This is a genomic window from Streptomyces sp. AM 2-1-1 (assembly GCF_029167645.1).
Taxonomy (GTDB): Bacteria; Actinomycetota; Actinomycetes; order Streptomycetales; family Streptomycetaceae; genus Streptomyces.
The window spans coordinates 6,997,969-7,024,140 of sequence record NZ_CP119147.1 but is presented as its reverse complement, the minus strand read 5'-3'; the positions used below and the strand labels follow the sequence as shown (position 1 = coordinate 7,024,140).

Sequence of the window (26,172 nt, the reverse complement as noted above, 5' to 3'; positions counted from 1 at the left end):
CGCGACCCGTCGCCCGCGCCGGGAGGACGTCCTGCCCGCAGGGCGGGAGGATGCGCTTCGGGGTGACCGCGGGCGACGGAGGACCTCTGAGAGGTCACGTCGTCGTCACCGACGTCGTCACCGAGCGTCCGGTGACACGGGCATCCGTGCACGGAATCGAATGGACCCTCGAGATCCCGTACCACTGGCCCAGTTCGCTGTACGTGGCCCGCTTCCACGACGACCGCCCCGAGACGCCGGAGCCGGAGCGGGACGCCGAACACGAGGTGTGGTTCGTCGTCCGGGCGGCGCGGCCGGCGGCCACCTCGTCCGTACTCGTCTCCGTCCCCTTCGCCACCTGGCGCGCCTACCACCGCGCGGGACAGCCGGGCCGCAGCATTTACTACGCCGAGGAACCGGGCCGGGCCGCACGGGTCTCCTTCACCGATCCCGGGGGCGGGCCGCCGCCCGAGCGCTGGGAGGAACCACTGCTGCGCTGGCTCCCCGGGGCCGGATACCCGGTCGAGTTCTGCTCCGGCCTGGATCTGGACGACGGCGACGGGCTGCTGTCGCGTTACCGGCTGCTGGTCGTCAACGGCCACGACGAGTACTGGTCCGCGGGGATGCGCGACAGCGTCGAGACCTTCGTCCGCAAGGGCGGCAACCTGGCCGTCTTCGCCGGCAACACGGCGTGGTGGCAGATGCGCCTGGAGGACGGCGGCCGCACGATGGTCTGCCACCGCGACGCGGCCGCCGACCCCGTCTCCGCCGTCGACCCGCGGCGCACCACCGTGGAGTGGTCGAGCTCGCCCGTCGACCGTCCCGAGAACTCCATGACCGGTGTCAGCTTCCGCAACGGCGCCGGTGCGTGGGGTGAGGGCATGGCCCTCACGGCTCGGGAGTCCTACACGGTCCGGTTCGCCGACCACTGGGTCTTCGAGGGCACCGGACTCCGCGACGGGGACACCTTCGCCCGGGGCGCCCTCGGGTACGAGACGGATGCCGCCGAACTCGACTGGTCGGCCGGTGTCCCCCGTGCCACGGGCCGGGACGGCACCCCGCGCTCCTTCGCCGTCCTCGCCACCGCCGACCTGCGCCACTGGCGTGCGTACGGGCAGGGCGGCTGGGCCACTATGGGCGTCTTCCGCCTGGGCGCCGGCACCGTCTTCAACGCGGCCACCATCAACTGGGCGCGTGCGCTGCCCGATCCGGTGGTGGACCGCATCACCCGCAACGTACTGGACCGGCTCGGTGGCACGGCTCCCGGACCCTCCTGGCACACCGTCGGGCGCGCACCCCGGCTGCGGGCGCTCGCCGCCTGCGAAGGGCTGCTCTTCGCGGTGTCCGAGGACGGCAGGTCCCTGCTCCGGCGCGAGCCCTCCGACCAGAACCTGCCGTGGTCCGTCTGCCCGCCGGCCCCGGGCCCCGCGCCGGAGATCCGGTGCCTGACCGCACCCCGCGAGGCGTGCCACCCCGTGCCCCTGGCCCTGCTGGCCGTCGACGCGGACGACCGGCTCCTCGTACGCGCCCCGGTGGCGGGCCCGTCCCCTTGGTGCCCGGCGGGGAAGGTCCCCGCAGGCACGACCGCGCTGGCGATGTGCGACAACACGCTGTTCGCGGTGACCGCCCACGACGACACCCTGCACCACCGGCCCGCCCTGCACCCGCAGGCCCCGTGGACCGCACTGGGCCCGGCGGGCAAGGCCTCCTCCCTGACCGTGCTCGACGCGCGGCTGTACGCGGCCGGGCCGGACGGGCTGTCCACCCGCACGCCGGTCACCACCGAGGCCCCGTTCGTCCCGACCGGTGCCCTCCCCGCCGCCACGGCTCTCGCCGCGTACGCCGGGCGACTGCTGGCGGCGACGGACGACGGCCTCCTCGTCAGCCTTCGGCCGGGGGCCATTCCGGTCGCGTAGCTGCGGGGCGCGGGAGCCGGACCGCGGCGCGCGGAGCCGGCTCCGCGGGGTCGAACGATCGTGGTCGGCCGGCACACCGGCCACCGGCTCCGCCGGATCTCGCGGAAAGGGCACCGGAGGGGCGAGGGTGCCGGATACGGTCCGTCGGGTGCCGGTGGAGTTTCCGACGGACGAGCAGCCTCGTGCGTACGGGACGGTCAACGACCGGCGACGGACCGGCGGCAGGGCTCTCCCGGGCGGCGCTCGCGGCGGGGCTCTTCATGGGGTGGCTGCGCGGGCCGCTGTCAGAAGCGATCGGCAAGGTTGCGGCCATGTATGTCACCCCTGTCACTCCGCCACGGCCGGTCGACGTTGTCGCGGTCTTTCCCGGACTGGCCCCGCCGGCCCGCACGGCGACCCGCCTGCACCCGCGCCCCGGGGCCCCGACTGGTACGACAGCTCGATCGGCGGGCCGCTGCTGTGGCCCGCCGAGGAACCGTGGCCGCACTGCGAGGAACCTCATGGGGTGGACGGCATCAACCCCACCCGGTCCCCGACGGATCTGCGGGTGGAACGACTGATCTTCGCCGCCTCCCACGGCCGGGACCTGACTTTCGGAGGAACGGGAGACTTTCGAGCGGATCCGGCCCCCTCGCACGTATCCGATCGACCCGTATGCCCGCCCACCCCGCGAGAGGGCGCAGTGGTCAGTAGGAGACGTCGAAGTAGTCGATGTCGGTGAGGGCGACTTCGAGGCCCGCGGCGCGGCGTCCGCCGTCCTTGAAGTACACCTCCTGCAGTCCCTCGGCGACGATCTCCCGCATCTGCTGGTCGGTGGCGCCCTGTTGCTGCGCGTCGAGCAGCCGGCGGGCGCGCTCCGGGGGGAGGTGGACGGTCAGGCGGCGCATCCGGCCGTCGTCGGTGGTGCCGACCGGCGCGGTGTAACCGAAACGGGCCCGGGTCTCGACGGTGATGCCGGTCGCGGTCCCGGCCCGCTTCCGTCGGCGCCCCCGGACCCTCGGCTGCCAACGGGCACGGACGGCCGCATCGATCCGCTCGGCGATGGCTCGGGGCGGGCGTTTGCGCTCGCCGGTGCGGTACCGCTCCACCGAGCGCCTGCTCACTCCGATCTCCGCCGCGACGGCCTGGGTGGTCTTCAACCGTCCCAGCAGGAAGTTGATACGCGCCGGGAGTCCCTTGGGCGGTTCGCGGGTGAACGTCTCCTGGTCCGCCCGCTCGATGGCTTCCTCGATCTCCCCCACCCCGTCAGCTCCCGTCGGTGTACGAACTCCACCCGGCACCCTCAGAAATCATCCGGGCGTCCGCGGCCTGGGTGAGGTCCACGACCAGGCGCTCGCCGACACCCGACGCTCTGGTGGTGGCGAGGACGAGGTAGCCGACGGCGCGCAACTCGCCGACCGCCTTGCTGAAGGCCGCGCGGCCTTCGGCGGCCACACGCTGGTCACGGTTGAGGGAGACCAGGTCACCGATCTTGGGCTCCTGGCCCGGCGGGTAGCCGGTGGCGAGTTCGGCCAGGATCCCGCGGGCGCGCCAGGTCAGGCGCATGTCCCGCATCGCCCGTGCGAACAGCACCGGGTCATGGGTGTGTGGGGCAGTGGGGAGGGGCCACCGCGGGGGCGGGGCGTCGGGAGTGCTCATCGGTGGTTGCCGGCTCCTTCGGTGCGGTGCGGCTTCGTCGTCCGGCCCGGTGCGGGATCGCTCCGTGCCGGTGCGGTGGTAGCGGCTTCATTCGCCTTCGTCGAAGACGGCGTCGCCGCCCTTGATGTGCCGGGCGGGGTTGAGTCCCCGTTCCATCAGGTCGACCGCCCACAGCATCGACTGGACGCCCTCCAGTTTTGCCAGGCCGGGGCTGAGACCGAGCCGGAAGCCGCCGGGCTGGGGTTTGCCGGAGGCTGCGTACGGGAGGAAGTCGAGAGGGCTTTCGCCCGGCGAGGGGTAGACGACGCAGTCGGACAGGACGGCGAGCGGGTAGAGACCCGTCATCTTCGCCATGTTGACCAGTTTGCGGTGCATGTTGACCCGTGCCTTGGCGATGACGGCGGCGCGGATGTCGGGGCGCCAGGTCGGGCGTTCCAGGGCGGGCCACCTCTCGCCGTCCTCATAGTTCCTGCCCTGGGGGCGCTCGCGGAGCTTGCCGACGCCGCCCTTCACCGTGGCCTTGATGGCGGACAGGACGGCGGCCAGGGCGGGGTCGGTCTGCTTGTGCCGCTCCATGGCGGCGAGGAACCGCGCGTCGTCCAGGTCACGGGTGACCCCGAGGTCGGCGAGGGTGTCGACGTACGCGCTCTTGAGCCGGTCGTGCCACGGGTCCAGGTAGGCACCGGTCTCGCGGCGCAGGTACGCCTCGATCGGGTGGACGTCGTGGCCGAGTTCCTGGGCGTAGGCGAGGGTGTACGTCTGGTACCAGGCCGGACCCGTCGGACGGGCGCCGTCGGGCGTGAACGGCGACGGGAGGCGCGGGTCCGGCTCGATGCCACTCAGGTCGGCCAGCCAGGACCCGGGGATCTTCGGGTTGAACGTGGGGGCGTGGAAATGGTCGGGGGCGGACAGGCCGACGACCAGGCGCGCCGCCGCCGCGAGGAACGCCGTGTTGAGGTCCAGGCCGACCGCGAAGGGCAGCAGGCACTCCTCGTCGCTGAGCGAGTCCACCGGCCGCACCCACTGGTACGCCTCCTCGTCGAGGAACCCGCCGGTCCACCCGCTGTCCACGACGACGGGGTGCTCGGGGGTGGCCTCCGGAGGCGCCGGGTCGATCGGTTCCGTCCCGAGCGACCCCGGGTTGCGGCCGGAGACCCAGTTGCCGGTCTCGGTGTCGCGTTCCGGCTTCGTCGGTGGGCGCAGGGCCGTCATCAGCTCCAGGCCGCACACGGCGGTCGAACCGCGTGGGGTGATGACCCGCTGGGCGTAGAGGCCCAACACCCGCGCGATGTCGGGCGGCTCCATCTCGCTCACGCCGGACCAGGACCGCTCGTCGAGGGCGTCCCACGACAGGACCGCCAGTTGTACGCACTGCCGCTCACGTCCCTGAGCCTTGCGGTAGATCCGCGCCCACGGGCCGAAGCCGCGCCGTGTGAGCTGCCACTTCGCCCTCGCGACCTGCTTGACGACCGGGTGGTCGTCCGGGAGGCGCAGGGAGCGGCGCTGCTCCGGACCCTCCAGACGTTCCGGCAGCCCGAGCTTCACCGCGGCCGCCGCCGTGAGCACGATCAGCGGATCGGAGTCCGTGCCGTACCGGTTGAGCTTCGCGGCCCCCAGGCCGGACTCCTCGAGGGTCCACTCGACCAGATCCGGGACGGTCGTGGCGGGGCAGTCGAGCACGATCCCGTCGACGCCGTACGCGGATCCGTCGCCGTCCAGCACCACAAGCGGGCCGTGCGGGAACCTGGGGTCGATCGAGGTGTTCGCCTTACGGGGTTCCGGGTGACGGGAGTGCGCGGGCGGGCGCGCAGGAGTGCCGGGCGCGGTTCGGGCCGGCGCGGCGACCTCCGGCTCGACGGTGCCGGGAGCGGCGGACGCCGGAGTGCCGGACGCCGGAATGCCGGACGCGTCGGGCGCGGTTCGGACCTGCGTGGCGACCTCCGGCTCGACGGTGCCGGGAGCGGCGGACGCCGGAGTGCCGGACGCCGGAATGCCGGACGCGTCGGGCGCTTTCGGCTGTGGTGCCGCCGGCGGGGCGGTGGCCGATGCGCTGGAGGCTGAGTACCTCGCCGCCCACCCGTTCAGCAGTCGCTGGTACGCCTCCAGGCGCGGCGACTTGGGCTCGGAGCGGCCGTTCTCGTAGTTCTTCACCGTCTGCGTCGATGTCTTGAGCGCGAGCGCGAGACGAGCCTGCGTGATGCCGGCGGCCTCGCGCAGCCGGGCACGTTCCGCCGGGGGCGGGAGCTGCGGCTCCTCCTCCAGCAGGGCGTCGATGTTCGCGAACAGCTCTTCTTCACTCGCCACAGGGGTGCACCTCCGCCCCGGAGAGTAGCAGAGTTACCCCGTCATTTAACTCGTAATTTAACCCGATCAGGAGATTGGGTGGGTGGCAGCGGGGCGCGCGGGAGGCCGACTGTTGTCCTGTGTCACCGAACTTTGAGCGATTGTCACCGAAGTCTGAGCGGTAGGGGCCGAGCGTCAGGAGCGACCGTTGTCGACGACGAGTTGCACCAAGCCGACCCATGGAAAGTCGCCGCTTCTATGGACCGCGCGCACTTTCCACTGACCTGCCGGGAGCTGCACGGGGGCCTGATCCGAGTGGCCCCCGTGGGGATAGTTCACTCCCGGATCGGCACCCGCTTCGGCCGAGTCCATCAACACTGCCGGGCCGTCAGTGACCCACAGTCCGCTGTCCTCCCACGCGGTGTCCGGATCGGCCAGAACCGCCGCGGCTGCCGTGAACACCTCGGCCTCGGAGTCTGCGGCCAGCCACCGCACGAACAGCAGTGTCTCCGGCAGGAAGCACGTCTTGGCAGGTTCATCGGCCAGGACAAGAGCAGTAGCGGTGCCCGTTCCCACGGCGATCACACCGGCCAAGTCCTCCACCTCACAGGCGCGGTCGTAGTCATCACGGCCATCGGCGTCACCAAGGACAGAACCGTCTTCCGTGCATCCACCCCAGGCGCCTACCGAAGACTCCGGAACGACGATCAAGGGGCCGCCCATCGACCGAACCCACACCAGCCCAGTGCGGTCACAGCGATCAGTGTCATGAGAGGCATCCATGCGCGCAGTCTGCCGCCCACCACTGACACCACTCGGCGGCCAGAGCCTGGCCGACCTCCCACCGCTCAAGCTTCGGTGGCAATCGCTCAAAGTTCGATGACACAGGACAACTGTGGCCGAAGAACGCAGTTGGCCGGTGATGCTCTCTTCGGTGCAGGTCGTCGGCAGGTGGAGGGAACTGGTTGGCGGATCCCGAGGGCGATAGTGGGCGGGCCGGGATCCGTCTTGGTCACGATGCCCGACTGATGATGACGATCACCTGCCTGGCGTGTTTCGGGAGTCAGTTGGCGGCCAGGCCCCATGTATCGAGCCCGCCGTAGACATGGGCCCTCACGCAATGGGGGGCGCTGAAGCCGGAGGCTTCGCCGCGGTAGACGGCGATGAGCGAGTCCTTGCCCCGCCACCAGGTGTCAGCGAGTCCCTGGACTTCGGGCACCGGCTCGAATCCGTCGAGGTTGAGGTCCTCGACGGCACTGCCTTTGATCTTCGTGATGGTCTTGGCCCAGTAGCCCGCGTGGCTGGCCAGTGCCAGGGCTTCCACCCACCCCTCTGTGCTGGCGTGCAGCGGCGTCCAGTGGTCAGCGTCGATCCCGAACTCACCTCCTGGTCCGATCATGAACCCGTGGGCCATCGAGACGCGACAGCTGCCGGCCGGGAACCGCCACCCGTTCGCGGCCGAGCCCTCGGGGGCATCGGCTTCCAGAACGCGCGGGCCGCCCTCGTACTCGGGGGCCGGGGGCAGGGCGAGACCGCCCCAGCGCTTTTGGAAGGCGAAAGCCCGGTCGATCTCGGCATCCGGAATCCCTTGCCTGAGCCATGCCTCCCGAAAAAGCGCGAGGTCGCGGTGGGGAACACGCAGCCCGTGCCCCTCGACGAAGTACCGAGCTCGTCGGCTCAAGCCTTCAGGCGCCTGAGGAATCAGCGGCGCTCGGGGGTCTGCCGTCACGGTTGCTGCCTCTCGTTTGGAGAGGTTGGTGCAGCTGGGTGCGGCGGTGCAGGGGGCTGTGGAGCGCTGGACCAACGGACGGGGTAGCCGCCGGCGCCGCGGGTGAGCCAGGAACCGTCGCCCAGGGGCACCAGCTCGTAGGGGTTGCTCGCCTCGACGGTGAACTCGCCGCTGAGGGTGCCCGTGCGTACGTCGACCAGGTGGTGACGGAACCACTCCTCCTCGTCCTCACTCTGACCGCCCAGGGTGACGATGGCCGTGTCCTCGGTCAGGTAGCCGCCGCTCCATTCCACGAAGGACTCCTCCGGGTCGTATCCGAAGGCTTCGACGGGGAGGGTGAAGAGCACGTCCCCGCTGGGATGGTCGTGAAAGGCGACGTCCGCCTGGCCGTGGTCCACGGTCATGAACTGGTGCCCGGACGGGGCCAGGTCGATCAGGCAGCGGTCCTGCCACGGATACGTCACGAACTCCGGTTCGCTGTCCGCCTTGATCGTGCCCCGGAGTATGACGGAGCCGTCCTGGCCCTCACCGATGTCGAGGTAGATGCCGCCGTCCACGGGATGCACGCGGTGGAAGGCGCCGTGCCCGACCGTCTCCAGCTCGTGGCGGGCGAGTACCACACCGCTGTCGGCGTCGTGCACGACCCACTGGTCCCCACCCCCGCAGCCCGCCATCGCGTCGGGCCGGTAGACCCACACCGTCCGGCCGTCCCGGGACAGCACGCAGTCAGGCCGGTGGCCATGGCGTACGTCGGAGTGCGGTTCGAAGTCCGCGGCCCACAGGAGGTCGCCGGCGCGCGTACGGCAGACCGCTCCGTTCAGCGTCGTGTACACGACCCGCTCCAGATCCTGCCGGACCACCGACGCTACGACCTCATCGCCCTCCCGCGGCTGGAAAACCGCTGCGGGCTCCAGCCGCCCGTAGACGCCGGCGCCCACGACGTAGGCGTCGATCCGCCCGTCGCGGAAACGCGTGATGACCTTCGGTGGCGGCTCAGGAATCATCCGCCGAGGCTAACGCCCAGCTCAGGGACTTCAAGATCCGGGGCGGTGTGGGCCCGGCCATGGGGACCTGCGGTACAGCCGTTGGCGCTAAGCCTTGATCACGGCTGCCAGTTGCGGATCTCGGCGTTCGGATGGGGCTGGGACTGGAGCCGTTCGCGGAGGCCGATCTCCTCGGCAGTGAGCGGGTCCTCGGGCCGACGGATGTGGACGGGCTTGGGCCGCAGCGGCAGGTCATCGTCCACCGCTGCGGCCTCGGCTTCCGCGAGCGCCCGGTAGAGCGAGGCGACCGAGGGGGACTTGCCCGCGTTCTTCCCGACCTTGATGGTGAGCTTCTTGGCGATGTCGGGGACGGGGACGCCCTTGTCCTTGAGTGCGGCGGCGAAGGTAAGCATGTCGTCGTCCATGACCTTCGGGCGCCCGCCGCGGTTTCCCTTGGACGCGGCGATGACCTGGCCTTCGAGGGTCTTCTCCCGGATGTAGTTGCGCTCAATCTGCCCAGCCACGGCGAGCACGGCGAAGAACAAGGCGCCCATGCCATTGGGGTCGTAGATCCCCGCGAGCGGCCCGGTGAGGAGTGCGAGCTGGATGCCGCCGTCCTGGAGCTCGGCGGAAAGGGTCATCAGCTCGGCCGCGTTCCTGGCCGGACGCTTCAGCTCATGGACGGTGAAGATGACCGGCGTCTCGGGCGCGGCCTCCTCGAACTGGTGGGCCAGGGCGAGAGCCTTCTCCAGCTCGGGCCGGACCTTGATGCGGGTGCTGATCTGCTCCTTGAAGACCTTGTGGCACTCCGCCCGGTGAAGGGCTTCGAGCTGGCTCGCCAGTTCTTGGCGGGCCGTCGAGGTGCGGGCGTACCCGGTCCGGATCGGCCGCTCCGTGCGGGGCGCGGGCACGACCGCGAGCGCCGGGCCCTGCTTCCACGCGCGGCCGGGGCCGCGGTCGGCGGGCTCCGGGATCTCCAGTGCCTCGCGGAGTGCGGGGACAAGGACGAACCTCGGGGTGTGGACTTCGCGGCGGTCTTCCCGCCCCGGGTGCGGCAGGGACTGCCAGCAGGCGCGTCACAGTTCGGGCAGTTGTGACGTTATACCGCTAATGCGGCCTGATCGGGCGTGAGATCCATGCGGGGAGTCTCGCAGAAGTGCCTCGCACAACACGCGGGTTTCGAGCGCACTTTTGCGAGTAGCGACCTGCGGAAACGTAATCACTTCCGGCGCTCTCGCAGAACTGTCACAGATGGTCATTTGTGAGAGTGGCGGAGGGTCCGACAGCAACCGTCGAACCTGCGGACACCCCGCCGAAGGCAGAGGGTCCGACTGATGGCCCCGTCGGGTCGCCCCGGGCCGGCGGACCGCATGGCGAACACCACGGTGACTAGCGGCGCCGGTCTGCGCTGCGGGTGAGCGCGGACCGGCTGGGGTGGCGAAGGTCTGCCGTCGCCGGGTGGATGCGTCCGAGCGTTCAGTGGCCGGGGGTCGGGCTGTCGGCGGGTGCGGTCTTGGGCAGGAGGCCGAGGAAGGGCAGGCAGATGACGGTGACGGTCATGACGGTGATGATGGCGAGGGTCATGGCGTGGTCGGGGGCTCCGCCGTGGAGGTAGACGGTGGTGACGGTGGCGGAGCCCAGCGCGGTGGCGAGTTGCTGGACGGCGGTGAGGGTGCCGCTCGCACTGCCTGCTTCGGCGGGGTCGGTGTTGCCGATGGTGATGTCGAAGAGGGTGCCGAAGCAGGCGCCCATGCCGATGCCGGCCAGGACACTGGCGGGTGCCAGGGCGAGCAGGGTGACGTCGGTGCCGCTGGTGACCACCAGGGCCAGGAGCCAGCCGGCGCCGGCGAGGGTGACCAGCATGCCCGCGAGGATGAGGAGGCGGCCCAGCTTCTTGGTCAGGGCCATGCCGGCTCCGGCTCCGGCGATAATGCCGAGGGTCAGCGGGAGCATGCCCACGGCCGCGCTGCCGGGGCTGGCGCCCAGGGCTTGCTGGATGAACAGGGAGATGACGAAGGCCAGTCCGTTGGTGACGGCGAAGAACATCAGCCCGACCAGCAGTCCTGAGGTGAAGCCCTTGTTGCGGAACAGGGAGGGCTCGATGAGCGGCGCGGCGGCGGTGCGCTGACGGCGCGCGAACAGCAGCAGGAACACCACGCCGAGGGTCAGGGCCGCGATAGAGAGGATGCTCCAGTCGGACTCGGAGCCTTCGATCAACCCGAACATCGTCCCGAACATGGCCAGGGCGAGGATGCCCGCGCCGACGCCGTCCACGGTGACGGCCGGGTCGGCGTTGTCGCGGGGCAGGATGCGGGCAGCCAAGGCGACGCCGATGGTGCCCAGGAGCAGGTTGACCAGGAAGATCGGCCGCCAGGACAGGCCGGCGAAGTCGACGTCGATGACGAACCCGGCCAGGACCGGGCCGCCGATCGTGGCGATGCCCAGGAGCGGCCCGAACAGGTTGAACGACGTACGTCGCATGTCGGGCGTGAAGTGGCGGGTGATGATCGCCATGCCCTGGGGGATGAGGAGCGCGCCGAAGGCGCCCTGCAGGATCCGGGCGAAGATCATCACGCCGGATCCGCCGGCCAGTCCGCAGGCCGCCGAGGCGAGGGTGAAGCCGCTCATGCCGATCAGGAAGAGGCGGCGCTGACCGTAGCGGTCACCGAGGCGTCCTCCGATGACGAGCAGGACGCCCATGGCCAGGGCGTAGGACGCGCCGAGCCATTTGATCAGACCGGCGCCGCCGCCGATGTCGTCCACGATCGTGGGCGCCGCGATGTTGGTGACCGTCGCGTCGATCATGTCGAGCGCGTCGGCGAGCAGGACCAGGAGCAGGACCGCCCACATCGCGAGCTTGCCGGGCCGTGCCGCTCCTGTCGGAGGCCGGACTTCGGTGGTGATGGTCATTACGGCCTCCAAGAGTGAACAGCATCGGATTTCCTACGCAGACTGAAACACAACTATGACTGAAACTGCAACGAGTAGTGTTTTGAAGTATGTGGTGCTACCTTTCAGTCATGGCGACCACTGGAGCCGCGCCCGGCAGGCGCGAACGCAAGAAGGCGGCAACCCGCAAGGCCCTGGCCGACGCGGCCCTGGAACTCTTCCTGGAGCACGGCTACGAGAAAGTGACGATCGCTCAGATCGCCGAGGCCGCGGACACCGCGACCACGACCCTGTTCGCGCACTTCCCGGCGGGCAAGGAAGCCCTGATCCTCGACGACAGCGGGGAGCGGGAAGGAGCCCTGGTCGACGCGGTCCGCAACCGGCCCGAGGGCAGCTCGGCCCTGGACGCCCTGCACGCCTTCTTCGCCGGCCGGGCCCCCTTCGCCGACGAAGACGACCTGCCCGAGCGCTACCGGCGCGCGTCAAAACTGATCATGGACACTCCCGCGCTGTGGGCCTACGCACGTCAGGTCTGGGTGGCCTGTCAAGAGCCGCTCGCCCTCCTGCTCGCGGAGGCCGCCGGCCAGAGTGAGCCCGACGAATCCCACCGCCTCCTGGCCCGCTACGTACTGGAAACCCCCGACCTGGCATCGAGCCGCCCCGACCGCAAGGCCTCCCTCGCCGAGGCCTTCCACCGCCTCCACCTGGGCTGGCCCGAACTCTGATCACGCCCCCACCGCCGCCTACGGGCCCCACCCGCGACACCCTGCAAGGAGCCCCCGTGGCCTGGAACGTTCACAAGCCCCTGCGCGCCGACGGCACCACCGTGCTGGTGACCGGCGGCAACGCCGGCATCGGCTACTTCATCGCCGAGCAACTCGCCACCGCCGGAGCAACCGTCATCATCGGCAGCCGCAGCCCGGCGAAAGCCGCCGCCGCCGTGGAAGCCATCACCGCCCGCGTCCGCGGGTCCCAGGTGCAGCACATACCCCTGGACCTGACCGACCTCGCCTCCCTGAGGGCGTCCGTCAGCCAGCTGGACACCGACGCCCTGGACGCCGTCGTCCTCAACGCGGGCATCGCACTGGACGAACCGCCCCGCAAGCAGAACCGGCGCGGCCACGAGCTGATGTTCGCCACCAACCACCTCGGCCACTTCGCCCTGGTGCACTGGCTGGCGCCCTGGCTGGAGGCGGCTCCGGCAGCCCGGATCGTCACCATGGGCAGCTTCGCCGCCCGCTCCGAGCGCCTCGACCTCGACGACCTGCAATCCGTACGCGACTACGACCCCAAGCGCACCTACGGCCGCTCCAAACTCGCCCAGATGACCTTCGCCTTCGAACTCGACCGCCGGCTGCGCGCCGCAGGCAGCACCTGCATGAGCGTGATCGCCCACCCCGGCGGCGCCTTGGACGCCCTCACCCCGCCCCGCCCCGGCATCCACCAGCGCTCCGGATCCCAGCACCTCCTCACCCTGCCGGCGAAACTCCTCGTCCAGGGCAAAGACGCCGGCGCCTGGCCCGCCGTCCGCGCCACCATCGACCCGGACGTCCAGGGCGGCCAGCTGTGGGGCCCCAGCAGGCTCGGCCTCAGCGGCAAACCCCACCTCGAAACACCCCACCCCCACATGACCGACCAGCCCACCGGCCAAGCCCTCTGGACAGCAAGCACCCAACTGACCCGCGTAGAAGCCTTCACATCCTGACGCCCGCACAGCATCGGTAGCCGACGGCGCAGGTGACAGTGGCCGGCCGTTGCCGCGGGCGGGCCGCGGGGTCATCAGACGGGCGAGGGCCCGGGACAGCCCGATAGGAGCGCGCGGCCGCATGCGGGTCGCAGACGGCGGTGTGGAGCGGCCAGGCCTCTACGCCTCGTCATCCTCGTCCGGTTCGACCGTGTCCGGGTCGCGCAGCGGCCTCAGGCCGCCGCCGGCCGGGGTGGAGGCGGTGAAGCTGTAGTGGCCGAGCACGTTGAGGTTCTTGTGCTTGAGCGGGGAGAGCCGGGCGATGTTCTCGTCCTTGATCTCGTAGCCCTCGGCGCGGAGCTGGGCGACGGCGGCGTCGATGTATCTCGTGGTCCAGAGCACTACGGCATTGAGAACCAGGCCCAGGACACCTAGCTGGTCCTCCATGCCGTCCCGGTATGCCTGGTGGATGGTGCCCTTCTTGCCGTGGCAGAGGTCACGGGCGAGCTTGTGGCGGGACTCCTGGACAGTGAGCCATCTCCGGCTTCACTCCGCCGTCCAGGCGCAGCAGGGGCGTCCAAGATGAACAGGGAGTCGTGCGGGATACCGGGCACCACCATCTGCCCGATACCGATGACCTGGTCGTTGATGGCGTTCAGCCAGGTGATGCCCTTCTTCTTCGCGGAGTACTTGGGGCTGGGGGCGGCGTTGATGGTGCGGACGGGGACGACGTAGCGCAGGCCGTCGACGGAGGCGAGCAGGCCCTTGCCCCAGTGCTGGACGATCGGCACCTTCGCCCGGGCCTCAATCAGGGCGGCGTTCGCCGCGGCGATGGTCTCCGCGCGCAGGTAGTGCTGGTCGACGTGGACGAGCCGGGCCCGGGTGGGCGCCTCCCGAAGGCGTTGTTCGATCACTCGGTGGGCTGCCTGCGCCGGCACCGGGTGCTGCTGCCTGGGGTGAGTGAGCTGGCCCGTGCCGTGGGTGGTGGAGCACCTGGCGGCGCAGTTGGGGATCGAGGACGTTTCCTGCGTCAAGGAGTACACCGAGCGGTTGAAGACGGCGTACGAGCACGCTTGACAACACAGCGTTACAAAAGCAAGATTCGCCAACTACTGCGCTCGTCCGCCAAGCAGAAATCTCGGTCGCACCGACGGCCCCTCCGTCCACGGGGATCGGGACGTCACGACGTGAGGGCGGCCAGCAACTCGCGTTCGCGCCGCGCGCTGAGGCCCGCGCGCCTTTCCCGGTCCAGCCCCTGCTCGCGCTCCCAGCGCAGCGTGTCGGCGAGCATCTCCGCCGACGGCCGGTGACGCAGCCCCGCGGCCCGCGCGGAGGAACCGTCCCGGGCCGCCCACCCCTCCCAGCCCGGCTCCACCAGCCACATCGCCAGCGATTCGGACCCCATGTACTCGGCGACCCCCTGGGCGAGCAGCCACGCCGAGGCGGCGGTGACCACCGGGCCGGTGTGCCCGCCGACGGCACGGGACAGTTCGATCCACTCTTCGAACGGAACGAGCGGGCCGACGGCGTTGTACGTGCCGGTGGTTCCCGTCTCCGCGGCGTCGAGCAGCCAGGTGGTGAGGTCCCGCACGTCGACCACCTGGGTGGGCATGGCCGGTGTGTCGGGGACCAGCATCGGCCCTCGCGGATCACGTGCGGCGCGGGCGACCCAGTAGCCGGAGCGCCCGCTGCCATCGCCCGGGCCGCCGATGAGTCCGGCTCGGGCGATGAGGAGGCGGTCGCCCACAGCGGCCGTCGACGCCTGCTCGCAGGCGACCTTCGCCTCGCCGTACAGCTCGCGGTCGACTTCGCTCCTGTCGGTCGGGGCGAGCAGAGCCGCCGCCTCGTCCGCCCCCGGCGTGGCGTGGGAGGCGTAGGCGTTCACGGACGAGACGTACACCCAGTGCCGGGCCTTACCGCCCAGGGCGTCGAGTGCTCCACGGACGAAGCCCGGCTGCCACGACACCTCGACGACCGCGTCCCATACCCGGTCCAGCAAGGGCTGGTACGCCGAGGGGTCGCGCCGGTCCGCGGGGACCAGCGTCGCTCCGGCCACCACTTCTCCGCTCTCACCCCGCGCGAGGCAGGTCACCCGATGCCCGCGCTCGATCGCCTGTCGCGACACTTCCCGACCCACCCATGCCGTTCCGCCCAGAACCAGGATCTCCATCCCGACACACAAGCAGCCGGATCACCGCCCGGCCAGGCCGATTCGCTGACAGCAGATGAGTGTCCGTCAGGTCGCCCCGGTCCCTGGGCGACCACGTCGCCCCGCCGGGGCACCGGAACACGGTCGAGGATGCAGGTGGGTCGGCGACCGGACCGCTGCGACGGGGTGAGGATCTTCCGCGGCGCGCGGTGAGGATCTTGAGAACGGTGCCGGGCTCGTCGTCTGCCCCGCGTCCCGAGAACCGGCCGACGGAGTGACCCGAGCAGGTCGATGCCGGCCCACCGGCCGCGCGTTCGACGAGGTGGAGCGCCGGGACGCGCGGCCGATCCCCCGGTCAGGCGAGCGCGGGCGCGGTGCGCTGGGGGGCCGGAGCGGCGAGGGCGGCCAGAGCGGACACGATCTCGTCGCTCCTCGTCTTCGCGTCGCCGAAGAGCATGGCGGTGTTGTCGCGGAAGAAGAGGGGATTCTGCACGCCGGCGTACCCGCTGGCCATCGAACGCTTGAAGACGACGACGTTCGCGGCCTCCCATACGCGCAGGACCGGCATGCCGGCGATCGGGCTGCCCGGGTCGTCCAGGGCGGCCGGGTTGACGGTGTCGTTGGCACCGATGACCAGGACGACGTCGGTGGCGGCGAGGTCGTCGTTGATCTCGTCCATCTCCAGCACGATGTCGTAGGGCACCTTGGCCTCGGCCAGCAGGACGTTCATGTGGCCGGGCAGGCGGCCGGCGACCGGGTGGATCCCGAACCGCACTTCGACGCCCCGGGCCCGGAGGATCCGGGTCAGTTCGGCGACCGGGTACTGGGCCTGGGCCACCGCCATGCCGTAGCCGGGGGTGATGACCACCCGGGAGGCGCCGGCCAGCAGTTCGGCGGTCGCGTCGGCGGTGGTCTCCCGGTGCTCGCCCTGTGCGCCGCCGTCGCCGCCCGCGGGTGCCTCGATCCCGAAACCACCCGCGATGACGGAGACGAAGGAGCGGTTCATGGCCTTGCACATGATGTACGAGAGGTAGGCACCCGAGGAGCCGACGAGCGCGCCGACGACGATGAGCAGGTCGTTGTTGAGCAGGAAGCCGCTCGCGGCCGCCGCCCATCCGGAGTAGCTGTTGAGCATCGAGACGACCACCGGCATGTCGCCGCCGCCGATGGAGGCGACCAGGTGCCAGCCGAAGAGCAGGGCGATCACGGTCACCGCGATGACCGGCCAGAGGGTCGGGCGGGCCGCGAAGAGAGCGGTGAGGACGACGAAGGCGAGCAGCGCACCCAGGTTGAGGAGGTTCTTCCCGGGCAGCACGAGCGGGGACGACTTGATCCTGGCGCTCAGCTTGAGGTTGGCGACGATCGAGCCGGTGAAGGTGACCGCGCCGATGAAGATGCCGAGGGAGACCTCGACGTGGTGGATGTTCAGGAGGGCTCCGGAGAAGCCGCCCTCGCCGTCGCGTTCGACCTCGATGTAGGAGGCCCAGCCGACCAGTACGGCGGCGAGGCCGACGAACGAGTGCAGCAGCGCGATCAGTTCGGGCATACCGGTCATCCGCACCACGCGGGCGCGCCACAGTCCGATGACGGCGCCGGCCACGAGCGAGACCGCGAGGACGAGCGCGGTGGCGCCGCGTACGTGGCTGTCGTGAAGGGTCAGGCCGATGGTGGCGCAGAGGGCGACGGCCATACCGGCCACGCCGTACGTCCAGCCCTGCCGGGCCGTCTCGTGCTTGCTCAGGCCTGCCAGGGAGAGGATGAAGAGCAGAGCGGCGACGAGGTACGCCGCGGTGGAGATCGAGGCTGCGGTCACGTCAGTTTCCCTTGCTGAACATGGCGAGCATGCGGCGCGTCACCGCGAAGCCGCCGACGATGTTGACGGAGGCGAGCAGGGTCGCGAGGCCGGCCAGTGCCTGGATCGTGTGGCCGCCGAGCCCGACCTGGATCATCGCGCCGACGACGATGACTCCGGAGATGGCGTTGGTGACGCTCATCAGGGGTGTGTGGAGTGCGTGATGGACCTTGCCGATGACGTAGTAGCCGATGACGACGGCGAGGGTGAGTACGGTGAAGTTCTGCGGGATGGGCGCCGGGGCGAACGCGATCACGAGCCAGAGCAGGGCGATCCCGGTCAGGACGAGCGCGAGCCTCGTGGCGGCGGCCAGGGTCTTCTTCTCCGGCGCCGGACGGACGGAGGCGGCCGGTGCGGTCGCGGGGGCCGCGCTGACCTGGACCGGGGGCGGCGGCCAGAGCTTCTCGCCCCGCCCGTCGCCGGTGGCACGGACCACCGTGATGCCTCGCTGGACGGGGTCGGCGAGGTCGAGGACGGCCTCGCCGTCCTTCTCCGGGGTGACCAGCTTCAGCAGGTTGACGAGGTTGGTGCCGTACAACTGGCTCGCCTGGGTGGGCAGTCGGCCCGCCAGGTCGCTGTAGCCGAGGATGGTCACGCCGTTGTCGGTGACGACCTTCCGGCCTTCGACGCTGCCGACGACGTTGCCGCCCTGCGCGGCGGCCATGTCGACGATCACGGAGCCGGCCTTCATCGAGGCGACGTCGGCGGCGGTGATCAGCGTGGGCGCCGGGCGGCCGGGGATCAGCGCGGTGGTGATGATGATATCCACGTCGGCGGCCTGTGCGGAGTAGAGCCCGGCGGCAGCGGCGTCGTAGAGGTCCGAGGTGGCTCGGGCATAGCCGTCACCGGACTGCTGCACCTCCTCCTCGACGACGACCGGGAGGTACTCGCCCCCGAGGGATCCGACCTGGTCGGCGACTTCGGGGCGCGGGTCGGTGGCCCGTACGACCGCCCCCAGGCTCGACGCGGCGCCGATCGCGGCGAGTCCCGCGACGCCGGCGCCGGCCACCAGGACCTTGGCCGGCGGTACCTTTCCGGCGGCGGTCACCTGGCCGGTGAAGAACCGGCCGAACTCGTGGGCCGCCTCGATCACCGCGCGGTAGCCGGCGATGTTGGCCATGCTCGACAGGACGTCCAGGGACTGGGCGCGGCTGATGCGCGGCACGGCGTCCATGGCCAGTACGGTGATGTCCCGGTCGGACAGGACGTCCACGAGTTCCGGGTTGTGTGCCGGGGCCAGGATGGCGACGAGCCAGGCTCCGTCCTTCAGCCTGGCGATGTCGTCGAGTGAGGGTTTGTTGACGCGCAGGACGATGTCCGCGCTCCACGCTTCGTCGGCGGTGCCCAGGGCGGCCCCGGCTTCGGCGTACGCGGTGTCGGTGAACGCGGAGAGCTCACCTGCACCGGATTCGATCGTCAACGCGTAGCCGAGGGCGGTGAGTTGCCTGACTGTCGCGGGTGTCGCGGCCACGCGGGTCTCCCCGGCCGGCTCACGGGTCACTCCGATGCGCATGGAAAGGACTCCTTCTCGAACGTGGGCCACCGCGCACGGTTGGTGAGGGGCGGAGGTCTGATGCTGCCCGTTCCCCTGGGAGTGCACCAGACCGTGTCGGGGCGTGGATCGGCACACGGGCAACGGGTTGACGGCCGCGCCCGTCGAACGGTAGATCGGTGTCCCCCGCGGTGGTGGTGGACCGGGCCCGTACGGCGGACGGCACGCCGTGCACCGGCCGGTTCCCGGGCCTTTGCCGGGGCGACCGGGCGGGCGTCCGTGACCGTGGGACGGGAAAACGCGTTCACAGGGCAGTGGGTGACCCTCACCCGTCGACGGCCGTGGAGCACGGTCCGCGCGGCGCGGGGCCTCCCGCTGATCCGCGTCTCGCCGGGCCGCTCGTCCACCCGGCGCCGAACTGCCCGAAGGAGCGACACCGTTGATGACGGAAGACCACGCGGCCCGCCGCGCCGAGAGCGTGTTCACCGTCCGGCTCGCCCGGCGGCCCGGAGGCCTCGCGTGAGGGGCGGGAGCGGGGGTGAGCGGCCCGCCCTGCAGGAGCACGCCCCTTCCGCCTTCCCCCAGCAAGGCGGGCGGGTGCCGGTGGAGGCCGGGGAGCACCGCACGCAGGATGCCGCGCACCGGTGGGCCCCCGCCTCGCCCGCGTGGAGTTCGGTCGTCCCCGGCCTCCGTCGGGCGGTGGCCGGTGACGCCGCGGAGATCGCCCGGCTGAAGTCGGTGCTGACGGGTTCCGGGGCGCTGTCACCGGAGCGGCTCGGCCCGACGCGCACCCTCCTGGCGGCCCGTCTGGGTCCGGTCGGCAGTGCGGTGGCCTTCGTCGTCGACGCCCCGGGTGGTGGCGGGCTGGCGAGTTGCGCGCTCGCCCTCGTCCACCCGGTGTTCCCGTCGCCCGAGGCGCCCGAAGGTCTCGCGGCGCAGGTGGACGTCGTCGCGACCGAGCCCTCTCACCGCGGGCGGGGTTACGCGACCGCCGCGCTGGGCGCGCTGCTGCGGCACCTGGAAGGGCTGGGCGTCGCGGAGTACGCGCTGTACGCCGGCGGTGAACCGGTGTCGTTCTACGAGCGGTTCGGCTTCCACCGCGATGCGGCGCTCCTGCGGATGACCCGGGTCCCCGGCCGGCGGCCCGCGCACACGGCGGGCCTGTCCACCGCCCAGTTCGCCGAGACGGTCATGCGCGCCACGGGCTTCGCCGGTCTGTACTTCACCGACGAGGACGGCCATCCCCTCCAACTCCACGCGGTGTACTCCTCGACGCACCCGTGGCAGGTGCCGGGCGGCACCATGGACCCGGGCGAACGGCCGTGGGGAACGGCCGTGCGGGAGTGTCTGGAGGAGACGGGGATCGTGGTCGAGGGGCCTCCCCGGCGTCTTCTCGCCGCCGTCTACGGGCTGCCGGGCGCGCAGTGGCCGTACAGCACCTTCGGGTGCATCTTCGACGGCGGACGCCTCACACGCCGGCAGATCGACGCTCTCGTGCTCGATCCGGCGGAGCACGACGAGGCGCGGGTCCTGCCGCTGGAGGAGTGGCGGGGCCTCATGCCGGCCGGCGACTACCGCAGGCTGCTGGCGGTCGACCGGGCCCGGCGGTCGGGCGAGACGGCGTACTTCGACACCTGGGACTGGGACACCGGATGAGTGCCGGCCGGGCGGGCCCACGGGTCGGACGGCTCGGCGGACGGGGGTCGGGCGGGCTCGTCGGACGCCCCGCGCGGTCGGACGGGGCCGGGCGGGTGGCGGGAGGGGGCGGGACGTGACGGGCGGCGGTCGTGATCGTTCGCAGGGGGCGATCCACGTGCCGTAGGGGATCGCCCGACCCGCAGCAGAGAGACCGGTAGCGCCGCATGAACACCAGCATCCGTCCCGTCGTGAGCCGCACGGCCGTCGCCGTCACCGTCGCCGCCGTCCTGTCCCTGGGGTCCGCGGCCGCGGCGGACGAGCCCCAGGGCTGGAAGGGCGAGGGCGGCCTCACCCTGACGGCCGACGAGAACAACCGGGTCGACGCCTACCTGGACCGCGCCCGGAAGGCAGAACGCACCATCAGCGTCCAGGTACGCACCGCCGCCGCGCTCGCGGGCGGCGAGCTCGTCGCCTTCGACCAGCGTCTGAAATCGCCCGACTCCCTCAAGCGGAAGGTCGCCACGGCGCTCGTCGAGGAGTCGGGCCGTAATGTCGACACCGTGCTGGCCGGTATCACCGACGCCGTGCGGTACACCCTCCAGTGGCAGGACTCCACCTACACCGCGGGCGTCGTCCAGGCCTCGCACACCCTCGACGGCTGGGGCAACGACTCCACCAAGTGGTCGAACACATGGGGCCGCGCGAAGGGGTACCGGGCGCTCAACACGGGTTGGCGCGCTCCCCGCTCCGGGCAGCTCTTCGAGGTCCAGTTCCACACCCCCGCGAGCAAGCACGCGCAGGAGGTGACGCACAGGCTCTACGAGGAGCAGCGGCTCCCCTCCACCGGCGCCGAGCGCAAGCAGCAGCTGCAGCGGGAGCAGGACGCCCTCTTCGCCGCCGTGCCCGTGCCGAGCGGCGCCGCCACCCTCACGGCCCCGGGTGTACGGACGCTGCCGGCGCCCGCGTAACCCCCCGGGCCCCGTTCCGGGCTCTCCGGCACCGGGCGCCCGTACACCGGTGGGCCGCCGGACCCCGGGCCGATTTCCGGCAGGTGGTGGCGTCGTTCCCCGGGACCGCGCTGCGCGGCCTCGGGCCCTCGTCGTCGGGTGACCGAGCCCTACGGGGCGTCACCGGTCGTTCGGGTCCTGCCACCGTCACCGGTCGTACCCGGTCGTGCGGTCGGTACCGGCCCTGGTCAACCGACGCACGCGTCGGCCCGCCACGTGCGTCGGACCGGTCATGCGGTCCGTACCGGCCGTGCGGGGAGCCGGTCCGCGACCTCGCGGCGGGCGTCCGCGACGGGGCGGACGTGCTCGGACCCGATCGGTCAACTCCTGCGTTTGGAAAGGCTGTACATCAGCACCAGGACGGCGATCACCATGACCGCGACGTGTAACCAGGCGGGGGCGGCCGACGCGTCGGCGGCGCTCGTCAACGAAGACATCATCACTCCATTCCGCTCCCTCGTCCGGAGGGAGGAGGTACGGTCCGGGTCCCGCGGCGTGCGGGGTCCTGTCTTTCTCCTGCCCCCGCCCAGCGGATGCAGGCACCCGCGTCCGCCCCTCCACTCTTCCGGAGGACAGGCGGCGCGGATCCGCCCGGCCGCGCGGGTGCGCGCCGTCGGACCGCCCCGCCGACGGCGCCGCCCTCCGGTCCGGTGCCGGGTCCGCCGGTCCACGTAACCTGTCCCCCGTGGCCGCCTCGCTTCCGCACCGTGTCGCCGTCCTCGTGCTCGAAGGCGCGAAGCCGCTCGATGTCGGCATCCCCGCCCAGGTGTTCACGACCCGGGCGAGCATGCCGTACGAGGTACGGGTTTGCGGGGCGCGACCCGGTCTGGTCACCGGTGGCGACGGCCTGTCGTACCACGTCGCGGACGGCCTCGACGCGCTCGCCCGGGCCGACATCGTCTTCGTCCCCGGCTACCGGTTCCCGGACCGCGACGAACCGCCCCGGGCCGTCATCGAAGCGCTGGTCGCGGCCCACGAGCGCGGGGCGCGGCTCGCCGCCATCTCCACCGGTGCCTTCGCCCTCGCGGCGACCGGCCTGCTCGACGGGAAGCGCGCCACGACCCACTGGCACTACACGCGGGCCCTCGCGGCGAAGCATCCCGAGGTCCGGGTCGACGAGAACGTCCTCTTCGTCGACGAGGGCACCGTGCTGACCTCGGCGGGCGCCGCCTCGGGCATCGACCTCTGCCTGCACGTCCTCCGGGGTGACCTGGGGGTCGCGGCCTCGAACCACGCCGCCCGGCGCCTGGTCGCCGCTCCGTACCGGAGCGGCGGTCAGGCGCAGTACGTGCCGCGCAGTGTGCCGGAGTCGCTCGGGGAGCGGTTCGCCTCGACCCGGGAGTGGGCGCTGCGCCGGCTCGGCGAACCGCTCACCCTCGATGTGCTCGCCCGCCACGCGGCCGTCTCCTCGCGCACGTTCTCCCGGCGGTTCGTCGAGGACACCGGGTACACGCCGATGCAGTGGGTGATGCGCGCCCGTGTCGATGTCGCCCGCGAACTGCTGGAGGCCTCGCAACGGAGCGTCGAGCAGATCGCCGCCGATGTCGGGCTCGGTACGGGCGCGAACCTGAGGCTGCACTTCCAGCGCATCCTCGGGACGACGCCGAGCGAGTACCGCCGGACGTTCGCCCGGGGCGAGTAGGGAGAGGGCGCGAGCGGGGCGAGGGGGTGAGCGGGGCGACAGGGCGAGCGGGACAACCGGGGAGGACAGGGCGAACAGGGCGGTCGGATCCGGTGGCACGATCCTTTCGGACCGTGGCGATCGAGCCGCTGTCACCGGTCCCGGCGGCGCGCGAACCTGGTGGTGAACGGGAGCAGGAACGACCTAGGGACAAGGGACACCGCTCATGACTCGCATCGCCATCAACGGGTTCGGCCGCATCGGACGCAATGTGCTGCGCGCCCTCCTCGAACGTGACAGCAAGCTGGAGATCGTCGCCGTCAACGACCTCACGGAGCCCGCCACTCTGGCGCGGCTGCTCGCCTTCGACACGACGTCGGGCCGGCTGGGCCGCCCGGTGTCCGCCGAGGGCGACACCCTGGTCGTCGACGGCCGGCGCATCGCCGTGCTCGCCGAGCGCGACCCGGCACGGCTGCCCTGGGGTGAGCTCGGTGTCGACCTCGTACTGGAGGCGACCGGCCGTTTCACCTCGGCGGACGCCGCCCGCGCCCACATCGGCGCGGGTGCGAGGAAGGTGCTCGTCAGCGCCCCCGCGAGCGGTGCGGACGTGACCCTGGCGTTCGGCGTCAACAACGACGCGTACGACCCGGACGCGCACACCATCGTCTCGAACGCCTCGTGCACGACCAACGCGCTCGCGCCGCTGGCCGCGGTGCTCGACGACCTCGCCGGTATCGAACACGGTTTCATGACGACGGTGCACGCCTACACGCAGGAGCAGAACCTGCAGGACGGCCCGCACCGCGATGCCCGGCGCGCTCGCGCGGCGGCCGTCAACATCGTGCCGACCACCACGGGTGCCGCCAAGGCCATCGGCCTGGTGCTGCCGAAGCTGGACGGCAAGCTGTCGGGCGATTCGATCCGGGTTCCGGTCCCGGTCGGCTCGATCGTCGAGCTCAACACGACCGTCGCCCGTGACGTGACCCGTGAGGACGTGCTGGAGGCGTACCGCACCGCGGCCGCCGGTCCCCTCGCCGGGGTACTCGAGTACTCGGAGGACGCGCTCGTGTCGTCCGACATCACCGGTAACCCCGCGTCCTCGATCTTCGACTCGGCCCTCACCCGGGTCGAGGGCCGCCACGTCAAGGTGGTCGCCTGGTACGACAACGAGTGGGGCTTCTCGAACCGCGTGATCGACACGCTCGAACTTCTCGCGGCGGGCTGACCGCGAGCCGGGAGCGCGCCCGGTCGACGCACGCGGTCGGTGGACGCCCCGGTTGGCCCGTAGGGCCGGCCGGGGCGTCGGTGCGTCCGGCCCCCCGGTCCGCCCGCACGGACGCGCAGTCACCCAGGCACACCGGCGCACCGACGCACAGGCACATGGCGCTTCTTGCCGGTCACCGGTCAGGGGCGGGGCCGGTTCGCCGTCCGGTCCGGCGTCGGGAACGGCGCCGCCGACGGCACCATGAAGAAGCAGAGCGCCGCGACGACCGACACGCTCGCCGCGAGGAGCAGCGTGCCCGGGAGGGACCGGCTCGCGGCCGGTCCGGCGACGGCGACTCCCAGCGCGTACGCCGTCAGTTTCGCTCCGGCGCCGGTGGTGAAGACCTGGCCGCGCAGACGGGGTGGTGACTCGCGGTGCCGGATCGCGAACACGGCCGCGAGCTGCGGGCCTTCACCCACACCCGCCAGGAGTACGGCTCCGAGGAGCAAGGCGGGAGGAGCCCAGGCGGCGAGGGTCAGGGCTGCCGCCTGGACGAGTGCCGCGGCCCAGACGATCGTGTCGGGGGCGAGAGGGCGCGGGTGCCTCGCGAGGACGGCGTTGGCCGCCAGCGCCGCGATCGCCGAACAGGCGAGGAGCATGGCACCTCGGCCAGCTCCTCCCAGGACGCGTTCGCCCAGGGGCACCGCGCAGGCCGCCAGCATGCCCTGAGCAGCGCAGCTGAGGGTCGAGGTGAGGGTGGCACGGGCCAAGGCGGGAGTACGCAGCACGGCCTTGGCTCCGGCGGCGAGGTCACCGCGGAGGGAGGACGCCCGGACCCGCCCTCCCCCGCCCGCGCGGGCGGGCAGCGCCCACGCGGCGGGCAGCGCCGAGCCGACGAGTGCCGCCGCGACGACCAGGGCGGCCGGGGCGCCCCACACCTCGGCGGTGCCGCCCGCGAGCGCCGGGCCGGCCAGACCTGCCGCGCCGATGGTCATGGCGTCGTACGTGCTCGCCCGGTGCAGACGGTCGGGCGAGGTCGTCTCCGGCAGTCGGGCGGTCCATCCGCCCGAGAGGGCGGGCCCCGTCAGCCCAGTGCAGACCGCGATCGGGAGCACGGCGGCGAACGGCAGCCGCCCGAGCGCCAGGAGGACCGCCCCGAGCCCCAGTGCGTGCACGGCGAGGGCGACGGCGAGCATCCGGCCGGGACGCCGCGAGCGGTCCAGCAGCGCGCCGGTCACCGGTCCCCCCGCCACGGCGGCGACGGTGACGCCCGCGAGCAGCGAGGACCCTTCGGTGACCGACCCGGTGAGCGCGGCGCCGGCCAGCAGCAGCGCGGGCCCGGACGTCTCCTCGCCGGTCCGGGCGACGAAAGCCCCGACGAGGAAGACCGCGGGGAAACGACTTCTCCTCACCCGCGGGACGTTACCGAGGTAACTCAAACATGCGCAATATGCGTTACATTCGGCGGATGTCCGCCGCCTCCTCTCCGTCTCCCCCGTCGTCATCGTCGTCCGCCGGGGACTGGTCCACCCGGCACTCCGTCCTCAGCTCCGCCCGGCGGGCGGTCGCGCTGGTCAACGCGCTCGTCGGCGAGGGCACCGATCCACGCGCCGACGCGGCCGGGATCGCCGGTGTGCTCCGCGCCTTCGGCGAGAGGGAGCCGGTCGTCCTCGCCCCGCAGGACGTCCGTGCGATGCGCGATGTCGCCGGCCTGGTGCGGGAGGTGTTCACCGCCGAGCACACCGATGCCGCCGCGGGGGTGCTCAACCGCCTCCTGCGGGAGCACACCGGAGGGTTGCGGCTCACCTCCCACGGCGGCGGCAGCCCCTGGCACCCCCATCTCGACCACGACGACGAGGCCCCGTGGAACGAGTGGTTCCTCGCCTCGTCGTGCATGGCCCTCGCCGTCCTGCTCTGGGATGCGCAACGGCCGCCCGGCGGCGTCTGCTCCTCTCCCGGCTGCCGCAACGTCTACCTCACCGGGGGCCGCGGCCCCGAGCGGCGCTACTGCTCCCGCCGGTGTGCCACCCGCGAACGGGTGGCCGCCCACCGGCGCTCCCGTTCCGACTGACCCGACCCGGGCGGCCGAGATCGCACGACGCTCTTTC

General features: G+C 71.8%; 19 protein-coding genes and 3 pseudogenes. 9 read left to right on the top strand and 13 right to left on the bottom strand.

Features of this window, described 5'->3' with window-relative positions; translation table 11 throughout:
• The first annotated feature begins 50 nt into the window (after positions 1 to 50).
• Complete coding sequence (locus PZB77_RS30280; RefSeq protein ID WP_275496285.1) at positions 51 to 1,895, top strand: N,N-dimethylformamidase beta subunit family domain-containing protein; 1,845 nt, start codon at positions 51 to 53, stop codon at positions 1,893 to 1,895.
• 311 nt (positions 1,896 to 2,206) lie between these two features.
• A pseudogene (locus PZB77_RS30275) lies at positions 2,207 to 2,397 on the top strand (hypothetical protein); the annotation flags it as partial.
• 184 nt (positions 2,398 to 2,581) lie between these two features.
• On the opposite strand, the gene PZB77_RS30270 reads toward PZB77_RS30275, so the two are convergent.
• The 8 genes and pseudogenes from PZB77_RS30270 to PZB77_RS30235 form a co-directional block, all read right to left on the bottom strand.
• On the bottom strand, positions 2,582 to 3,136 hold the full coding sequence (locus PZB77_RS30270; RefSeq protein WP_275495812.1) for an XRE family transcriptional regulator: 555 nt from the start codon (positions 3,134 to 3,136) through the stop codon (positions 2,582 to 2,584).
• A 4-nt stretch (positions 3,137 to 3,140) separates the two neighbouring features.
• On the bottom strand, positions 3,141 to 3,533 hold the full coding sequence (locus PZB77_RS30265) for a hypothetical protein (RefSeq protein ID WP_275495811.1): 393 nt from the start codon (positions 3,531 to 3,533) through the stop codon (positions 3,141 to 3,143).
• Positions 3,534 to 3,620: 87 nt separating this feature from the next.
• The gene (locus PZB77_RS30260) at positions 3,621 to 5,837 is read right to left on the bottom strand and encodes a helix-turn-helix domain-containing protein (RefSeq protein WP_275495810.1); all 2,217 of its coding nucleotides are present in this window, start codon (positions 5,835 to 5,837) and stop codon (positions 3,621 to 3,623) included.
• A 174-nt stretch (positions 5,838 to 6,011) separates the two neighbouring features.
• Entirely contained in the window at positions 6,012 to 6,599 is a 588-nt protein-coding gene (locus PZB77_RS30255) for an Imm21 family immunity protein (protein WP_275495809.1), read from the bottom strand.
• A gap of 280 nt (positions 6,600 to 6,879) precedes the next feature.
• A pseudogene (locus PZB77_RS30250) lies at positions 6,880 to 7,524 on the bottom strand (hypothetical protein); the annotation flags it as partial.
• Between the two features lie 17 nt (positions 7,525 to 7,541).
• Positions 7,542 to 8,549, bottom strand: coding sequence for a hypothetical protein (locus tag PZB77_RS30245; RefSeq protein ID WP_275495808.1), 1,008 nt, complete (start codon positions 8,547 to 8,549; stop codon positions 7,542 to 7,544).
• Positions 8,550 to 8,647: 98 nt separating this feature from the next.
• Positions 8,648 to 9,439 (bottom strand): recombinase family protein, encoded by a 792-nt coding sequence (locus tag PZB77_RS30240; protein WP_275495807.1) that lies wholly within the window; start codon positions 9,437 to 9,439, stop codon positions 8,648 to 8,650.
• A gap of 565 nt (positions 9,440 to 10,004) precedes the next feature.
• Positions 10,005 to 11,438 carry an MFS transporter gene (locus PZB77_RS30235; protein WP_275495806.1) on the bottom strand — a complete coding sequence of 478 codons (1,434 nt, stop codon included), beginning with the start codon at positions 11,436 to 11,438 and terminating at the stop codon, positions 10,005 to 10,007.
• A 110-nt stretch (positions 11,439 to 11,548) separates the two neighbouring features.
• On the opposite strand from PZB77_RS30235, the gene PZB77_RS30230 reads away from it, so the two are divergent.
• Positions 11,549 to 12,142: a TetR/AcrR family transcriptional regulator gene (locus PZB77_RS30230; protein WP_275495805.1), complete on the top strand. Its 594-nt coding sequence runs from the start codon at positions 11,549 to 11,551 to the stop codon at positions 12,140 to 12,142.
• A gap of 41 nt (positions 12,143 to 12,183) precedes the next feature.
• The gene (locus PZB77_RS30225; RefSeq protein WP_275496283.1) at positions 12,184 to 13,122 is read left to right on the top strand and encodes an SDR family NAD(P)-dependent oxidoreductase; all 939 of its coding nucleotides are present in this window, start codon (positions 12,184 to 12,186) and stop codon (positions 13,120 to 13,122) included.
• Between the two features lie 159 nt (positions 13,123 to 13,281).
• On the opposite strand, the pseudogene PZB77_RS30220 reads toward PZB77_RS30225, so the two are convergent.
• The 4 genes and pseudogenes from PZB77_RS30220 to PZB77_RS30205 all read right to left on the bottom strand — a co-directional run.
• A pseudogene (locus tag PZB77_RS30220) lies at positions 13,282 to 13,991 on the bottom strand (Tn3 family transposase); the annotation flags it as partial.
• Positions 13,992 to 14,281: 290 nt separating this feature from the next.
• On the bottom strand, positions 14,282 to 15,271 hold the full coding sequence (locus PZB77_RS30215; protein WP_275495804.1) for an NAD-dependent epimerase/dehydratase family protein: 990 nt from the start codon (positions 15,269 to 15,271) through the stop codon (positions 14,282 to 14,284).
• 334 nt (positions 15,272 to 15,605) lie between these two features.
• Positions 15,606 to 17,063: a Re/Si-specific NAD(P)(+) transhydrogenase subunit beta gene (pntB, locus tag PZB77_RS30210; protein WP_275495803.1), complete on the bottom strand. Its 1,458-nt coding sequence runs from the start codon at positions 17,061 to 17,063 to the stop codon at positions 15,606 to 15,608.
• A 1-nt stretch (position 17,064) separates the two neighbouring features.
• Positions 17,065 to 18,615 (bottom strand): Re/Si-specific NAD(P)(+) transhydrogenase subunit alpha, encoded by a 1,551-nt coding sequence (locus PZB77_RS30205; protein WP_275495802.1) that lies wholly within the window; start codon positions 18,613 to 18,615, stop codon positions 17,065 to 17,067.
• A 498-nt stretch (positions 18,616 to 19,113) separates the two neighbouring features.
• Between PZB77_RS30205 and PZB77_RS30200 the strand changes: the two genes are divergently transcribed.
• From PZB77_RS30200 to gap, 4 genes are all read left to right on the top strand, one after another.
• Positions 19,114 to 20,250: a GNAT family N-acetyltransferase gene (locus PZB77_RS30200; RefSeq protein ID WP_275495801.1), complete on the top strand. Its 1,137-nt coding sequence runs from the start codon at positions 19,114 to 19,116 to the stop codon at positions 20,248 to 20,250.
• Positions 20,251 to 20,456: 206 nt separating this feature from the next.
• Complete coding sequence (locus PZB77_RS30195) at positions 20,457 to 21,200, top strand: ATP nucleotide 3'-pyrophosphokinase (protein WP_275495800.1); 744 nt, start codon at positions 20,457 to 20,459, stop codon at positions 21,198 to 21,200.
• Positions 21,201 to 21,924: 724 nt separating this feature from the next.
• On the top strand, positions 21,925 to 22,881 hold the full coding sequence (locus tag PZB77_RS30190) for a helix-turn-helix domain-containing protein (RefSeq protein WP_275495799.1): 957 nt from the start codon (positions 21,925 to 21,927) through the stop codon (positions 22,879 to 22,881).
• A 205-nt stretch (positions 22,882 to 23,086) separates the two neighbouring features.
• Positions 23,087 to 24,085, top strand: coding sequence for a type I glyceraldehyde-3-phosphate dehydrogenase (gene gap / locus PZB77_RS30185; protein WP_275495798.1), 999 nt, complete (start codon positions 23,087 to 23,089; stop codon positions 24,083 to 24,085).
• 179 nt (positions 24,086 to 24,264) lie between these two features.
• Here the strand turns inward: gap and PZB77_RS30180 are convergent, their stop codons facing one another.
• Positions 24,265 to 25,476 (bottom strand): MFS transporter, encoded by a 1,212-nt coding sequence (locus PZB77_RS30180; RefSeq protein WP_275495797.1) that lies wholly within the window; start codon positions 25,474 to 25,476, stop codon positions 24,265 to 24,267.
• 56 nt (positions 25,477 to 25,532) lie between these two features.
• Between PZB77_RS30180 and PZB77_RS30175 the strand changes: the two genes are divergently transcribed.
• The gene (locus tag PZB77_RS30175; RefSeq protein ID WP_275495796.1) at positions 25,533 to 26,135 is read left to right on the top strand and encodes a CGNR zinc finger domain-containing protein; all 603 of its coding nucleotides are present in this window, start codon (positions 25,533 to 25,535) and stop codon (positions 26,133 to 26,135) included.
• The last annotated feature ends 37 nt before the right edge of the window (positions 26,136 to 26,172 follow it).